Source organism: Photobacterium sp. GB-210, from assembly GCF_003026075.1.
Classification (GTDB): Bacteria; Pseudomonadota; Gammaproteobacteria; order Enterobacterales; family Vibrionaceae; genus Photobacterium.
In genome coordinates this window covers 378,734-393,269 of sequence record NZ_PYNU01000002.1, presented here as the reverse complement: position 1 = coordinate 393,269, position 14,536 = coordinate 378,734, and the positions used below count along the sequence as shown (strand labels likewise).

Here is a 14,536-nt window from a genome sequence, read left to right as displayed (position 1 = left end):
GGGCTTTTTTCTACCTGTAGATCATATTTTACGTTTGTTTTTCTCATTCCGGCTCCCCTTATGTCAGGTTTTCTGAAACAATCACTGTATTAAGTGATTAATATTTCAAACATTCGGCAAAGGATTCGCACTGTGTTTACCATTTATCCTGTAGATAAAACTCAATCTGTCCACATTAAAAAACGCATTGATAATAAAACGAAGCCCATTGGTGCGTTAGGCCAATTAGAACCACTTGCTGAACAACTCGCATTAATACAACAAAGCGATAGACTGACCATCGATAATCCTCATCTACTTATTTTCGCGGCAGATCATGGCATTTCACAACATGGAATAAGTATTGCGCCCGCAGAAGTCACCACCCAAATGGTCCATAATTTTTTAGCCGGCGGTGCGGCAGCGAACTGTTTTTGTCATAGCAATAATATGGCGCTTAAAATTGTTGACGCTGGGATTTTAGGCGATGTTAATGACCATCCAGATTTAATCAGACAGCCATTAGGCAAAGGCACTCAAGATTTTACCACTCAGAATGCAATGTCGCTTGATACCGTGAAACAAGGAATATCCGCAGGAGCGAGCGTTGTTGATTCGCTGCATCAATCAGGTACCAACCTTGTTGCGTTTGGGGAAATGGGGATAGGCAATACCAGTAGTGCTGCCGCAATTATGGCATTGCTGCTTAATCTTCCTGCTGATGCATGCACAGGACATGGTACAGGTATTGATGACAGCCAATATCAAAAAAAATTAGCGCTTATTCGTCTTGCCTGCAAACATCACTATAGTGCGACAGGCGATCCGTTAAAAGTGTTATCCGCTGTTGGTGGGTTTGAAGTTGCACAAATCACAGGCGGTATACTACAAGCGGCTGAAAACCGAATGATTGTATTGGTTGATGGCTTCATTGTAACAGCAGCAGCCTTGCTGGCTGTTGCAATTAACCCTAATGTTATCGATTACCTTGTTTTCTGTCATCATTCAGAGGAAGCCGGACATCATCGTATGCTTCAACATCTTAATGCCTCGCCATTACTTAACTTAGGCTTACGTTTAGGTGAAGGGACTGGTGCTGTATTAGCATTGCCTTTAATTAAAGCTGCGTGTGCCTTTTACAATGATATGGCGAGTTTTGATGATGCAGGAGTTACTGTGTGAGCACCGATCATCAAACACAGAGCAAAGCATCACTAACGGAAAGTGGCTATCGATATCAATGGCAACTCTTTTTAGTCGCATTAGCCTTTTTCACTCGTATTCCTATACCAACCAGTACTCCATTTAGTACTGAGCGATTAAATCATGCCAATCGCTACTTTGGTGTTATTGGTCTTATTGTGGGAGCAATATGTAGCTTAATATACCTATTATTTATTCTGCTTTTTCCCGCTACAATTGCGATTGGTATTGCAATGATTTCAGGTCTGTTAATCACGGGAGCTTTCCATGAAGATGGACTGGCTGATGTATTTGACGGCTTTGGTGGTGGTTGGACGGTTGAATCAAAGCTCAACATAATGAAAGATTCTCGCCTAGGTACATATGGCGCTTCTGCACTAGTCATGGCATTGGGTTTAAAATGGATTGCACTGGTCTCATTGGCTGATATAAACCTCTACTTCCCTGTTTATGCCTTCATTGTTATTCATTGTATAAGCCGAGTCGCTGCAGCAAGTATTATCTTCTCTTACCCTTATGTTCGCGCAGATCAGGATAGTAAGGTTAAACCTTTAGCCAATCAGCAATCTTTACTCGATATTGGGATCTTACTAACAACAGCAATACTAGTACTTTCAATATTACCGCTATCTCTTGCATTAAGTTGTCTTATAACAACCATCTTGATTCGCCAAAGTTGTGGCTATTGGTTCAACCATCAACTCGGTGGATATACCGGTGATTGTTTAGGAGCGACACAACAACTTGCAGAGATAGCCGGATACCTGACATTATTAACCTTTGCGAACCATTATCATTTTTAAGGATTTCAGATGATAGATACAACCAACAAGGATGATCGCCATAAGGCGCGTCAGCAAAAATTAAAAGAGCAAGTCGATGCTCGTATTGATGCCGCCCAACACGAAAAAGGACTGGTTCTGGTAATCACTGGCAATGGTAAAGGAAAATCTACTTCAGGGTTTGGCATGATTGCGCGAGCCGTCGGTCATGGTCAGCGCTGTGGTGTCGGACAATTTATAAAAGGCACATGGGATTGTGGTGAGCGTAATTTACTAGCGCAACACGGTGTCAACTTTGCAGTCATGGCGACTGGATTTACATGGGAAACCCAAAATAAAGCAGCCGATACCGCCGCTGCAAAAGAAACATGGCAACAATGTAAAGCAATGCTAGCTGATGATAGCTATGATGTTGTATTACTCGATGAGCTGACTTATATGATTACCTATGATTATATTGCGTTAGATGACGTAATTGAGGCTATAGAAAAGCGTCCTACAACACAATCGGTGATCATTACAGGACGAGCTGCACACCGACAATTACTCGAAATTGCCGATACTGTCTCAGAAGTGCGTAATGTTAAGCATGCCTTTGAAAGCGGAATAAAAGCGCGAAAAGGGATTGATTGGTAAATGCGAATAAGCCATTAAAAGTAATAAACCTTACTTTTAATGGCTAAATAACCAACAACCAATTAATTTTTTACATTTATTACTATCACAGAGTCTATAGCTTCATATAATAGCCACATGCTTATCAGCCAGTAATGCTATTTTTGGAGCAATTATGCCGTCCCATTTACCAAAAGCGTTTAGCAAACCTTTTCTTAAAATATTTCATACCTTAGAAGCCATTCTTTTGGTGGGGATAACACTTTCTACCGTCGTTGCCATGTTTAATGAATTTATACATGTCATCGTAGAGAGAAATATTCTACTAACGGACATTCTTTTAATGTTCATCTATTTGGAAATATTAGCCATGGTTCAACAATTTGTTGTTAATGGTAAAATTCCAGTTCGTTATCCTATCTATATTGCAATAATGGCGATTGCTCGCTACATCACCCTGGGAATGAAAGAGTTAGATGGCACGGTTATTATTTGGCTATCGTTAGCTGCATTTGTTTTAGCTGCAGCAACAGTACTTATTCGTATCGGTCATCATTACTGGCCTTATGACACGCCAGAGGATCCAAGCAAAAAACAAGCAGATAGCTAATATTATGATTTAAATATCAAAAAGGCACTCTATCGTGCCTTTTCTCTATTGCTATCTTTTAAACTAATTAGCGTTTAAAGGTAACACGTTCTGTTTCATCTAAATGAATTTGCGTTTCTGCAGGTTGAGTTTGGGCGATCACTTTACCGTGACGCACTGAGTATTGAACTGGCACTTGGCGACGCACCGCATCAAAACCATTCTCTGCAGGTAAAACCAATAAACTGCCCGGCTTACCCACTTCAATGCCGTAATTATCTTGAATGTTTAAGGTACGTGCTGAGTTTTTGCTGATCAAATCTAACGATTGATTGATTTGATCATAACCCATCACTTGGCATACATGCAGACCCATGTGAAGCACTTGTAGCATGTTGGCTGTACCTAGCGGATACCAAGGATCAAACACATCATCATGACCAAAGCATACGTTGATATCAGCCCCTAGCATCTCTTTAACACGTGTTACACCACGACGTTTAGGATAATCATCAAAACGCCCTTGTAGGTGAATATTCACTAATGGGTTAGCAACAAAGTTAATCCCTGACATACGTAATAAGCGGAACAAGCGTGATGCGTAAGCACCATTATAAGATCCCATTGCAGTGGTATGGCTTGCTGTGACTTTCTCGCCCATATTATATTTATGTGCCAGTGCGGCTACTGTTTCAACAAAACGTGACTGTTCATCATCAATTTCATCACAATGCACATCGATCAATCGATCATACTTACGTGCTAATTCAAACACGTAATGCAGCGATTCCACACCGTATTCACGAGTAAATTCAAAGTGTGGAATAGCACCGATAACATCAGCACCAAGTTGTACTGCTTGTTCAAGTAGCTCTTTACCGTTGGGGTAAGACAAAATCCCTTCTTGTGGGAAAGCGACAATCTGAATATCCACCCAAGGCTTCATTTCTTCACGAACTTCAAGCATCGCTTTTAATGCAATCAACGTCGGATCGGAAACATCCACATGAGTACGTACATGCTGAACACCGTTAGCGATTTGCCACTTCAAGGTCTGCTTAGCACGTGTTTTTACATCTTCAATCGAAAGTAACTGCTTACGCTCAGCCCAACGCTCAATGCCCTCGAATAAGGTGCCTGAAATATTCCAGCTCGGCTCACCTGCTGTTTGCGTGGTATCTAAATGAATATGTGGCTCACAAAATGGCGTTACCACTAAGCCACCAGCAGCATCTAGCGTCTCACCTTGGTGATCTGTGATGGTATGGTTATCTACAATTTGTGTAAAAACACCATTCTCAATCAGAATTTGCTTTAAGCCTGCTTCATTTTGCAACGTCGCATTATTAATCAATAAACTTGTCATCATTTTCCCTTACGCCACTTGCTTTACTGCATGTGTCTTTTTATTCATTACTGTGTTTAATAGCACGTAGCTTATCGCACCACCTAACACCGCATTCACAGGTACGATACCTGGCAAGAAATGCCCTGCCGCAACACCGACAGTAATCGCTAACATGCCAGCCCAATTAACCGTTTTAAACTCTGCTTTAGTAAAATCTTGGTAGCGCTTACGATTGATAAAGAAATCCGCAATGATCACGCCGCCAATCGGTGGAATCGCTAAGGATAGGAATGTTAGCCAACCCACAAAATTGTTATAAAGCCATAGCGCACAAAGTGTGCCGATCAAACCATTCACGACTGACAAATACTTACTCGGCAATCCAGTGATATTTGCAAAGCCTAAACCTGAAGCATAAAGCGCATTATCATTAGTCGTCCAAATATTAAGACCTAATACGATAATGGCAGGGATCAACAACCCTTGTGCAATCATCACTTCAGAAATATCAGAATGCCCTGTTACTGCAGCACCTGCTGCGCCAAAGATAAACATCAGAGAATTACCTAAGAAGAAAGCAACCATGGTCACGAGTACTGCTGATTTAGGCTTCTTACCAAAGCGAACAAAATCTGCAGTTAACGTTCCCGCACTCACAAACGAGCCAACAACCATCGCCAGTGCAACCGGAAAATCGATAGGATCGACAGGCTTCATCATCTTTAATTGATCAACACCACCAATACTTTCAACAGCCCCAGCCACAGAATAACTACCTAACACTGCAATTGCAGGTACGGCAATGGCTGATAGGATCATTAATGCCGACATACCAAAGTACACAGTAACCGTCATCAATATACCGGATACGACAATTAATACATTGGTATCAATGCCAGTGGCTTTATGAACAGGGATCGCAAACATTGCAACCCCCACACCGAACCAGCCAACTTGTGTACCGCCAAGCAATGCAGACGGTAGCCATGAGCCTTTAGTACCAAAAGAAAAACGAGCAAGAAGATGAGTAGAGAGTCCAGTGGAAGCACCGATATAGCCAAGAAAAGAAGTGTAAATACCGAGGATAAGATTGCCGATGAGAACAGCAAGGAAGAAGTCGTCAAATGAAAGTCCAGTACCAAGTGAACCACCTGTCCACATACTGGCGGAGAAAAAAGTGAGACCTAACATGACCATTGTCAGTGAAGCGACACCCTTTCGAGCAGTAAGGGGTACAGGCCCTAAACTGTAATTATTATCAGCAGCCATTTTCATCTCCGATATGAATAAATTCGTAAATCCAAGTTAAACGGCGCGCATTATGCTGATAATAAAAAAGCAATCAAGAACAATAAATTCAAACAAACAATCGAAAAATAACTAATAAACAATAAAAACATTTAAATACAAAAAGTTAAATACAAAACATAAGAATTAGATCGTACAATTTGAAACACTTAATTATCAGCTCAACATTAATTATTCAATTTACAAATTAATCATGCTTCATGGGAATCCATAATTCAGCGGTAATATTTTAAGGCAATCTTTAATAAAAAAAGGGACCCATCGGATACCTTTAAAATATCATAACCTCTTATTAAATAAGCACTTGTGCAATGGCATAACCAATACAGTAAGCTGATACAACACCAATAGTGCGAATTTCCGACACTATCGCGACAATGACAATCATGATTAACGCTAAAATAAACAGTATCACCGCATGCATTGCAGTTTTAGGTAACTCTTCATTTAATGATGTTGAAGTCGTATGAAGAATTTGATCGCGCCAAACAGGATCGTTTAAACGACGTTGATACTCAGGATCATCAGCGATTTCTTTACCTCGACGCAAGCTATGCAGTGACAGTAATAACGTACCGACCAAGGTCGCTCAGGACGAATGCCATCTTTCAAGGCAACATCACCAATGATTGGCATAATGAGTACACTGCGTAACCAATACCTAGCATGAATGTCATCACGTAAGAGACTAATAGACCTACGATAGTCACACGCTTTGGATTGCTACGTAGAATACGCTCTGTAACTCGCACAGCGAAAAAAGCCGATTAGCATTACTACATAAACACATAAGAAAACAGTGAAAGAAACGTTATAGTTACGTTTTTATAACAGTGTTACTGGGGCATTCATTGATCTGGCATAGATCGGCATTCACATCTTGGCTGCCTAATAGCCGTAACCATAATGCAGAAAGGTGTTTGGGTTGCACTTTTCGCTCCTCCATTTTTATCGGTGCTATTAATTGCCAACCTTGCTGCGGTGACTGCTTGGCAACGATAAAACGAAATGGCAAATATTCGATTAATCCTAACCGCAGATCTGTCACCACTAATTGATCATCAATCGTTTGATACTGAACAAAATCACTAGCAAACTTAGTTAGCATTGCAACATGCTCTGAGGGCTGTTTTAACGGTAACCTGCCTCGCTCTCGTTGCACCCATTGTATAGGGTAACCATCATCATATTTTGGATCGAGCAAAGATGAAAAGCCTTCATAATATTTATCATCATCAAGAATAATAAACCGCCAAAGTACCGTATTAAACGGGGTTGGACTGATAAAAATGGGCTGATTGGCTAACGGAGTATGCTTTAACTCTTGTTCAATACGGTGCTCAATAACCTTATAAGCAACGACTGACCATGCTAAGTAAATCGTTGAAACGATTAGTCCAATACTACAGAGTTTTGCCATTTTCTCTCGCCACATCAAGCTTGCAATCAGCATGATAAGCAAAGGCAATGTATAGAGTGGATCGATAATAAAAAGACTCGATACCGCAACGCTGTTATCTAAAGGCCAAAACAGTTGCGTGCCATAGGTAGTAAATGAATCAAGTAATGGATGAGTGATCAAACATGCGGCAACTAAGAGCCATAATCGACCAAATGATAATACCGTAGGTCGATAGTGATGCCATAATGTAGTGAGTAATAAAGAGAACGGTAACAACACAAAAAGTGAATGGCTAAAGCCACGATGCTTCACCGTATCTGAAATAGGATCACCATAATCAATAAAAACATCTAAATCAGGTAACGTCCCTAACGCAGCACCAATCAATAATGTTTTAGGCTTACAGTGGCGTCCTGCCACAACCGCTGCAACAGATGCCCCTAGTGCAGCTTGAGTTATTGAATCCACATACACTCCTTGTATTTAGCTTCATATCTAGCATGAAATATAAATACATAATCATTATTAATATATTAATCAGTTAACTATACCATGACAAAGTTATTACATTACGCAGTCAAACGGTACTTCTACCTTCAGTAATATGACACTACTGATATAGACAGGGATGTAGTTCGCATATCTGGCGTTGTCAGTCTATTAAAGGTAATAAAATGAAAAAAACTTGTCCTTGCTGTCAGCATAAAACCTCAGTACCAACACTCAACCAAGATACCCTCTCTTTTACCTGTGAGAGCTGTGGCATCCATCTACAACATAATGAAAACCAAGTGTTCGGCTATAGCATCGCATATATTGGTATTGTTAGCCTTGTTTTACTTATACTCAATATCAATGCCTTTATTGCCATCGCTACTGCAACAGTCAGCTATGCCATGATCCGCCGTAAGTTCATTGAACCAAGAATTGGTCTTCAAGTTAGCCAAATCAGTCATTTCCTAAAACAACTCAATATTGCACAATGTAATAAAAAAGGATGACATAGCGTCATCCTTTCTTGTATTCATCACAGAATAAAGCCGTTATTCTTCATCAGTGATCGGCGTAATACGATGTTCATTCGCTGTCGCAATCCAAGCGGCACAAAATAATGTCAAACGCGCAAAGAAATAGAAAAATGCCATTAAGCCTATAATTGAACCAAACGCGGCACCTGATGGTGAGCTTGCCAGTTTAGGTAACATGAATGTCATAGCAAACTTAATTGCTTCAAAGCCTATCGCGGCAAGTAATGTTCCTTTCATCAGTGCCCTACGATTAAAACGACGCTTAGGTAACATCCAAAAGATCCATAAAAACATAAGATAGTTAGCACAGATCGATATTGTTAAAGCTGTTGCGGTAAGAGCAGGGCGTAACCAAGTAATATTTTCTAAACCTAGCGCATTAACAATTGTTGCTTGTGCAGAGCCTGCCACTGACGTTAGTACAACAGTAAAAATTAATGCGCCCACTAACCCAGTCAGTGCGACAAAATCTTTCACATATTGCAGTAAAAAATGATCTTTATCTTCAGGTTTGCGTTCCCATACATCACGGGTTTGTGCTCGAATGGCTTCACGTAAATTCCCCATCCAACTAATACCAGAATACAAAGCAATGGCTAAACCACTTAAACCGACAGTTGTACGCTGACTAATAGCAATATTAACAGTGTTTTTTAATGTCGTTGCTAAGCTTGGATCAGTAACACCTGCAACTATTTTATCAATAATGCTATTTAGTAATGAGGCATTAGAGGCCAATATAAAACCCGCTGCTGCAAACAACACCATTAAAATAGGGATAAGGGATAAAAAAGAGAAATAAGTGATTGCTGCACCAAACTGACTCCCCAAACGATCATTAAAGCGATCCGCAGCACGGATCAAGTGATCAATAGGAGGCAAGGCTTTTATTTTATCGACCACAAAAGTAACAATCGCCATTACTTTTGACATCAAGGTTGTTTTTTCATCTGTCGACGTCGGTTTATCTATCATAATTCATCATCATGGCGTCATTCATTTATCAAGTGACAGTAATCACTGCTCACCGTCTTACTATAAAGTCGCCATTTACTTTTTAGTATCAAATACATATAAAATAGAAAAGGCTTGCCTTAATAAGCAAACCTTTTCAATAATAACGTGACCAATATAAAAATATTGTTAATTAAACAAACCTTTAAGCAATTGATCCGCTACATTTTTAATCTTTTCGTCTTTGGCTTTATCACCCAATAGCTTTTCAAGACCTCGGTTTAGCTCTTTCTTCGCTTTTTGCTCTAATTCGCTATTTTGCTTAAAGAGATTTTTTAAATCTAATTGGTATTTAGGCTGCTGCCATGTGCCTTTTATTTTAATAGGAACAGTAATCCCTTTCAATTCATCTAACCCTTTACCACTTGCTACAATAGCAGTATCAACAGAAAAATTTAATGACTCATTATTTAAATCCGTCATACCACGACCATTGATATCAAGTAATGGTGAAACTAGATGAAGATTATCAACCTTTGCTTGGCCTTGCCCTAATTGCAACAATGCCGTTAAAGAAGAAAAATCTGTTTTCTTTTGCTTCTGACTATCAGATAACTTTTCACCTTTTAGACGGGCTTTTGCTGAACGGATCATCTCTGATATATTCACTCCATAAACAGCGCCATCGGTTAAATTCACATTAATCGTACCTGTACTGTTATTTTTCAAATGTTGTGAAGATAAGCCTTTACCTGCAAGATTGGCGATAATATTTGCACGTCCTGCTAACTGCTTATTATTAGCAACATCTTCCAATAATGGCTGGATTTCAACGCCTTTTATTTGATTATGTAATTGATAGCTAGCCAAAGGTGTATTAACGTTCAATTGTGCTGTTCCACTCACAGTGCCTTTATATAAATTTGCCGTGAACGAATTTAACTTTGCAATCCCATTTTGAATGACAACCGACAGTTTCACATCAGACAAGTGTGCATGTGAGATAGTGAACTTTTTCGCCATTATCGTTCCGTAAACATCAATACCTTTTAGTACTGAAAGATCCGGCTCTTGTATTGCAGAGGAAGTATTTGATACCGATGGTGAAGAGGTTTGTTGTGACGTTGACGCAGCAACTTCGGTTGATGTGTTATTCGCAGCTTGATCTGATACTGCAGGCTTTTCCGATGAAACCTGGCCGTGCTGCTTGTTTAGCCAGTTATCAAGATTAATATTATCGCTAGATAAATTAAAACGGATCACAGGAACATCACGGTTGATAAAAGATACATCTCCCATTAACGCTAGTTCATCTGCATTTGCATTGAGTTTTGATAACGTCGCTGTTTTTGTCGTTATATCATAACTAGCATTGGTTTTTATGTTTACCTGCATCTTAGGGCGAGGTAACGCTTTTCCTGACAATGCATTATCTATTGAAAGATTCTCTAACGTTAGAATATTTCTATCCGACGATAATTTAAACTGGGTCTGCCCTTTGGTAACAAAAGCCAACTCAGGTAATTGACCATCTATATTTAAATTAACCGTTGCCCATTGACCATACTGAAAATGATCCAGCGTTACTTGAGCATGTTTTATCTCTGTTTTTCCATCTTGGGCCGTCAGAGATACATCTAGATTTTTTAATTCAGCCAATTGATATGCAGAAGACAGATTCAACTCGGTACTGCCTTTAGCTGCAAATTTTAGCGCATTTGCACTGCCCGAAATATCAAATGTCGCTTTCGTCCATGTATTTGGTGTCAGTTTATCTAAGGTGAAATTCACCTTATTTAACGCGATATTCGAACCGGTTTTGTCATTTATAATATCAACACTAGCATTGATAAGTTCAACCCCAGCAAGAGATATTTTCCACGGTTGTGTCGTTACCTTTGATGCCGTTGACTTCTCATCCTGAACATTACTAACAGCATCTTTATTAGCTTTTGATGATGTAGAGTCATTCACTTCTTTAGTTGATGACTTTTCAGTTAAGCCATCTAAATTACTACGACCATCTTTCAATGTTTGCACAAAAACATGCGCACCATCTAAACGCACTTTACCAATATCAAGCTCATGAGATAAAAGCGGTAATACGGAAACAGACAACTCAGCTTGCTTAAATTGAATCAGGTTTGGCTGAGCAAAGCCTTGAGGGTTATTTAACGTTGTTTCCCCCACACTTAAGCCTAATGTTGGGAAAAAACGCCAGTTAATATCGCCGCGAATATCCAACTCACGCCCTGTTTGCTTTTTTACTTGCTCTGCAATCACAGCTTTAAACTGATTGGGATTGACTAACGTGACAAGGGCTGTGATCCCAAGTACAACGACGATAATAATACCGATTAAAACATACAGTAATTTTTTCATACTACCCTCTTTCCCTTGCACCCATTATCACGATGAGGAATCTGCATAAGAAATATAAACAATTAAAATATAAGCTTAATGTTATTAAGCTCTGCGTTATGACAATGATTTATAATGATAGTTTCGCCCTAAACATCATAGTAATACCATCAGGCGATAAAATATCACACATAACAAAAAGGCAATCACTATGGATTGCCTCTTAAAATATAGATTATTGATGATTGAAATTAACTCTCTTTATCATCTTCATTAATACGACTAGCTACTGCACCTTGCTGATATTTATATTTAGCGTCAACACGTTTATTATACGGTTTTTCAGCTTCACCAGATAAGGTTTCAAAACTTAACGCACCAATTGGCATATGTGGACGCAATGCCAGTGGTAAGCGTCCTGAATTATAAAATTCAAGTACGATACGACCAGACCAACCTGGATCGATACGGTGTGCAGTAACGTGTACCATTAGACCTAAACGTGCTAATGATGATCGTCCATCCAACCAACCTACGATATTGGCAGGTAATGTCACTGATTCATGCGTTACAGCTAAAGCGAGTTGTCCTGGATGAAGGAAAAAGGCTTCTCCTTCCTCAACAACAATTTCATCACTCATAACTTTATCAAGTTGCGTTGCTACATCTTCTTTCTTTCCAGAAAGGTCGATAAAGGGTGCACCATGATCATTAAAAATACGGAAGTTATTACCAAGGGTCACATCAACCGTTAAACCACTAATACAGTCATCTGCTGGACGTGGCTCGATATTGATTTTTCCTTCATCAAGGTACGCCTTGATATCCTTGTCACAAAGTCTCATTTGAGCTTTCTCCTGAATAACAAAACACACGTATTATCAATAAAATAATACCTGTGTAGGCAAATCTTAACAGGGTTTCCCGAAAGATAAAAATAAGGCTGGCAAAGGCCAGCCTTATAAAAAATTAAGAACGTAACAACTTCGCTATATGCGCTTTAAGTACGTCGATAGCAATTCGGTTTTTACCACCGCGAGGAACGATGATATCAGCATATTGTTTTGACGGTTCAATAAATTGCATGAACATAGGGCGTACCGTCTTTTGATACTGAACGAGTACTGATTCCATAGTACGACCACGCTCTGCAACATCACGCTGTAGACGACGAAGTAGACAGATATCAAGTGGTGTATCCATAAATACGCTAGCGTGCATGATCTCACGAAGGCGTGGATCTGTAAGCAGTAAGATACCTTCTAAAATGATCACCTTCTTTGGTGTCATTTGCGTGGTTTCTTTCAGGCGAGTATGTTCGCTATAGCTATACTGAGGTACTTCTACTGCTTCACCCTTTATTAATTGCTCTAGGTGATCACAAAGTAAATCATGATCAAGCGCATTCGGATGATCATAGTTAGTTTTGACCCGCTCATCCATGGTCAGGTGGCTTTGATCGTTATAATAACAATCTTCCGTAATAACACCGATCTGATGATCGCCTACTTTTTCTTTTAGCTCTTTGTATACAGTACTGGCAATCAGACTTTTACCGGATGCAGAAGCACCTGCAATACCAATAATAACGCATTGGTGTGAATTTTCAGACATATCAGAAGGCACCTGTTAGACCACGTGGCGAGATAAATAATTAAACCGCCTGATTATAAGCCGTTGTTATGCCAGATGCCAACAAAAATGAGACATCTAGCACGTTTGAACAGAGAACGGACAAAGACCGTCTCATATTTTTGTTACATAGTACGAATTGTAATCTGCTCTACCGCCGTTTCACCTTGCCAGTACAAACGACTCGCAACAGTCGCGGCTAATTCAATATAAGCCATCGCTTGCTCAGAGTTAGGAGATACTGCCACAGTTGGTTTACCGTTATCAATATCTTGACGTACCTTAATATCAAGTGGTAGCTGCGCTAATAATGGCACTGAATATTCTTGTGCCATTTTTGCTGCACCACCAGTACCGAAAATATGCTCTTGATGACCACAGTTACTACAAACGTGGTAACTCATATTCTCAACAATACCCAGTACTGGCACATCCACTTTATTGAACATACTAATACCTTTAATGGCATCAGCTAGGGCTAAATCTTGTGGTGTAGTAACCACTAACGCCCCTGTAACAGGAATTTGCTGAGATAACGTCAGTTGAATATCACCGGTACCCGGTGGCATATCAATCACAAGATAATCAAGATCAGGCCACCATGTCTCATTAATAATTTGTGCTAACGCTTTTGAGGCCATAGGACCACGCCAAATAGTTGCACTTTCCGCAGGTACAAGGTAACCCACTGAATTGGTATATAACCCGCATGATTCAATTGGCAGCATCATTTTGCCATCTGGCGATTGTGGCTTTTGATCCATGGTGCCTAACATCATAGGAACAGATGGGCCATAGATATCTGCATCAAGTAATCCAACTTTAGCTCCTTGTTGCTGAAGACCTAAAGCTAAATTAACTGACGTTGTTGATTTACCCACACCACCTTTCGCCGAACTTACTACGATAATATTTTTCACACCACGTAATGGTTGTTTATTTTCAACAGCCAAGGTAGCCACTTTTGCGCGTACATTAAACGTCGCATTTGAAGGAATAACACCAGTATGTTGCTCGCTGGAAATCCACTGTTCGAGCTCATTAACCAATGCAGCCGCAGCAAAAGGAATCGTGATGGTAATTAAACCATCTGCAGAGATAGAGACAACATTGGGCATATCCGCCCACTCTGAATTCAAAAGAGAATGCTCAAAATGATTTAGCCATTGGCATATATCAGCAACATTCTGAAAACGATGAGTTACATCGTTAGTCATAAGTTAACGCTCCACATAATTATTATCAAACGAGCAACAATTTAACCTTTAGTTAGTCATTTAAGAGCTTGTTGCTGCGCTAATTTTACTTGTTTTACTTAATGCTACCACCAAAGCA

At 39.7% G+C, this 14,536-nt stretch carries 13 protein-coding genes and 1 pseudogene; 5 read left to right on the top strand and 9 right to left on the bottom strand.

All coding sequences use genetic code 11. The annotated features are described in order from the left end of the window. Nucleotides 1–132: 132 nt before the first annotated feature. The 4 genes from cobT (at nucleotide 133) to C9J38_RS05395 (ending at nucleotide 3,189) form a co-directional block, all read left to right on the top strand. On the top strand, nucleotides 133–1,161 hold the full coding sequence (cobT, locus tag C9J38_RS05410) for a nicotinate-nucleotide--dimethylbenzimidazole phosphoribosyltransferase (protein ID WP_107206193.1): 1,029 nt from the start codon (nucleotides 133–135) through the stop codon (nucleotides 1,159–1,161). Continuing rightward, entirely contained in the window at nucleotides 1,158–1,985 is an 828-nt protein-coding gene (locus C9J38_RS05405; RefSeq protein ID WP_107206192.1) for an adenosylcobinamide-GDP ribazoletransferase, read from the top strand. The genes cobT and C9J38_RS05405 overlap by 4 nt, the downstream gene beginning before the upstream one ends. A gap of 9 nt (nucleotides 1,986–1,994) precedes the next feature. Continuing rightward, nucleotides 1,995–2,600 carry a cob(I)yrinic acid a,c-diamide adenosyltransferase gene (gene cobO / locus C9J38_RS05400; RefSeq protein WP_107206191.1) on the top strand — a complete coding sequence of 202 codons (606 nt, stop codon included), beginning with the start codon at nucleotides 1,995–1,997 and terminating at the stop codon, nucleotides 2,598–2,600. A gap of 154 nt (nucleotides 2,601–2,754) precedes the next feature. After that, the gene (locus tag C9J38_RS05395) at nucleotides 2,755–3,189 is read left to right on the top strand and encodes a phosphate-starvation-inducible protein PsiE (RefSeq protein WP_107206190.1); all 435 of its coding nucleotides are present in this window, start codon (nucleotides 2,755–2,757) and stop codon (nucleotides 3,187–3,189) included. A 67-nt stretch (nucleotides 3,190–3,256) separates the two neighbouring features. Here the strand turns inward: C9J38_RS05395 and C9J38_RS05390 are convergent, their stop codons facing one another. The 4 genes and pseudogenes from C9J38_RS05390 to C9J38_RS05375 all read right to left on the bottom strand — a co-directional run bounded on the left by C9J38_RS05390 (nucleotide 3,257) and on the right by C9J38_RS05375 (nucleotide 7,694). Then, nucleotides 3,257–4,534 carry a cytosine deaminase gene (locus tag C9J38_RS05390; RefSeq protein ID WP_107206189.1) on the bottom strand — a complete coding sequence of 426 codons (1,278 nt, stop codon included), beginning with the start codon at nucleotides 4,532–4,534 and terminating at the stop codon, nucleotides 3,257–3,259. Nucleotides 4,535–4,543: 9 nt separating this feature from the next. Further along, entirely contained in the window at nucleotides 4,544–5,785 is a 1,242-nt protein-coding gene (gene codB / locus C9J38_RS05385; protein WP_107206188.1) for a cytosine permease, read from the bottom strand. Between the two features lie 385 nt (nucleotides 5,786–6,170). Further along, nucleotides 6,171–6,582 (bottom strand): annotated as a pseudogene (locus C9J38_RS05380) (anaerobic C4-dicarboxylate transporter family protein); the annotation flags it as partial. 59 nt (nucleotides 6,583–6,641) lie between these two features. Further along, nucleotides 6,642–7,694 carry a metal-dependent hydrolase gene (locus tag C9J38_RS05375; RefSeq protein WP_107206187.1) on the bottom strand — a complete coding sequence of 351 codons (1,053 nt, stop codon included), beginning with the start codon at nucleotides 7,692–7,694 and terminating at the stop codon, nucleotides 6,642–6,644. Between the two features lie 206 nt (nucleotides 7,695–7,900). On the opposite strand from C9J38_RS05375, the gene C9J38_RS05370 reads away from it, so the two are divergent. After that, complete coding sequence (locus C9J38_RS05370) at nucleotides 7,901–8,227, top strand: hypothetical protein (protein ID WP_107206186.1); 327 nt, start codon at nucleotides 7,901–7,903, stop codon at nucleotides 8,225–8,227. A 42-nt stretch (nucleotides 8,228–8,269) separates the two neighbouring features. Here C9J38_RS05370 and yhjD read toward each other — a convergent pair whose 3' ends face one another. The 5 genes from yhjD to apbC all read right to left on the bottom strand — a co-directional run bounded on the left by yhjD (nucleotide 8,270) and on the right by apbC (nucleotide 14,418). Next, nucleotides 8,270–9,229 (bottom strand): inner membrane protein YhjD, encoded by a 960-nt coding sequence (gene yhjD / locus C9J38_RS05365; RefSeq protein WP_107206185.1) that lies wholly within the window; start codon nucleotides 9,227–9,229, stop codon nucleotides 8,270–8,272. Nucleotides 9,230–9,397: 168 nt separating this feature from the next. Then, a complete protein-coding gene (locus C9J38_RS05360; RefSeq protein WP_107206184.1) occupies nucleotides 9,398–11,590 on the bottom strand; it encodes an AsmA family protein in 2,193 nt (730 codons plus the stop codon). Nucleotides 11,591–11,820: 230 nt separating this feature from the next. Beyond that, entirely contained in the window at nucleotides 11,821–12,414 is a 594-nt protein-coding gene (dcd, locus tag C9J38_RS05355; protein WP_107206183.1) for a dCTP deaminase, read from the bottom strand. A 124-nt stretch (nucleotides 12,415–12,538) separates the two neighbouring features. Then, entirely contained in the window at nucleotides 12,539–13,183 is a 645-nt protein-coding gene (gene udk, locus C9J38_RS05350; protein WP_107206182.1) for a uridine kinase, read from the bottom strand. A gap of 143 nt (nucleotides 13,184–13,326) precedes the next feature. Continuing rightward, nucleotides 13,327–14,418 (bottom strand): iron-sulfur cluster carrier protein ApbC, encoded by a 1,092-nt coding sequence (apbC, locus tag C9J38_RS05345; protein ID WP_107206181.1) that lies wholly within the window; start codon nucleotides 14,416–14,418, stop codon nucleotides 13,327–13,329. Nucleotides 14,419–14,536 lie beyond the last annotated feature (118 nt).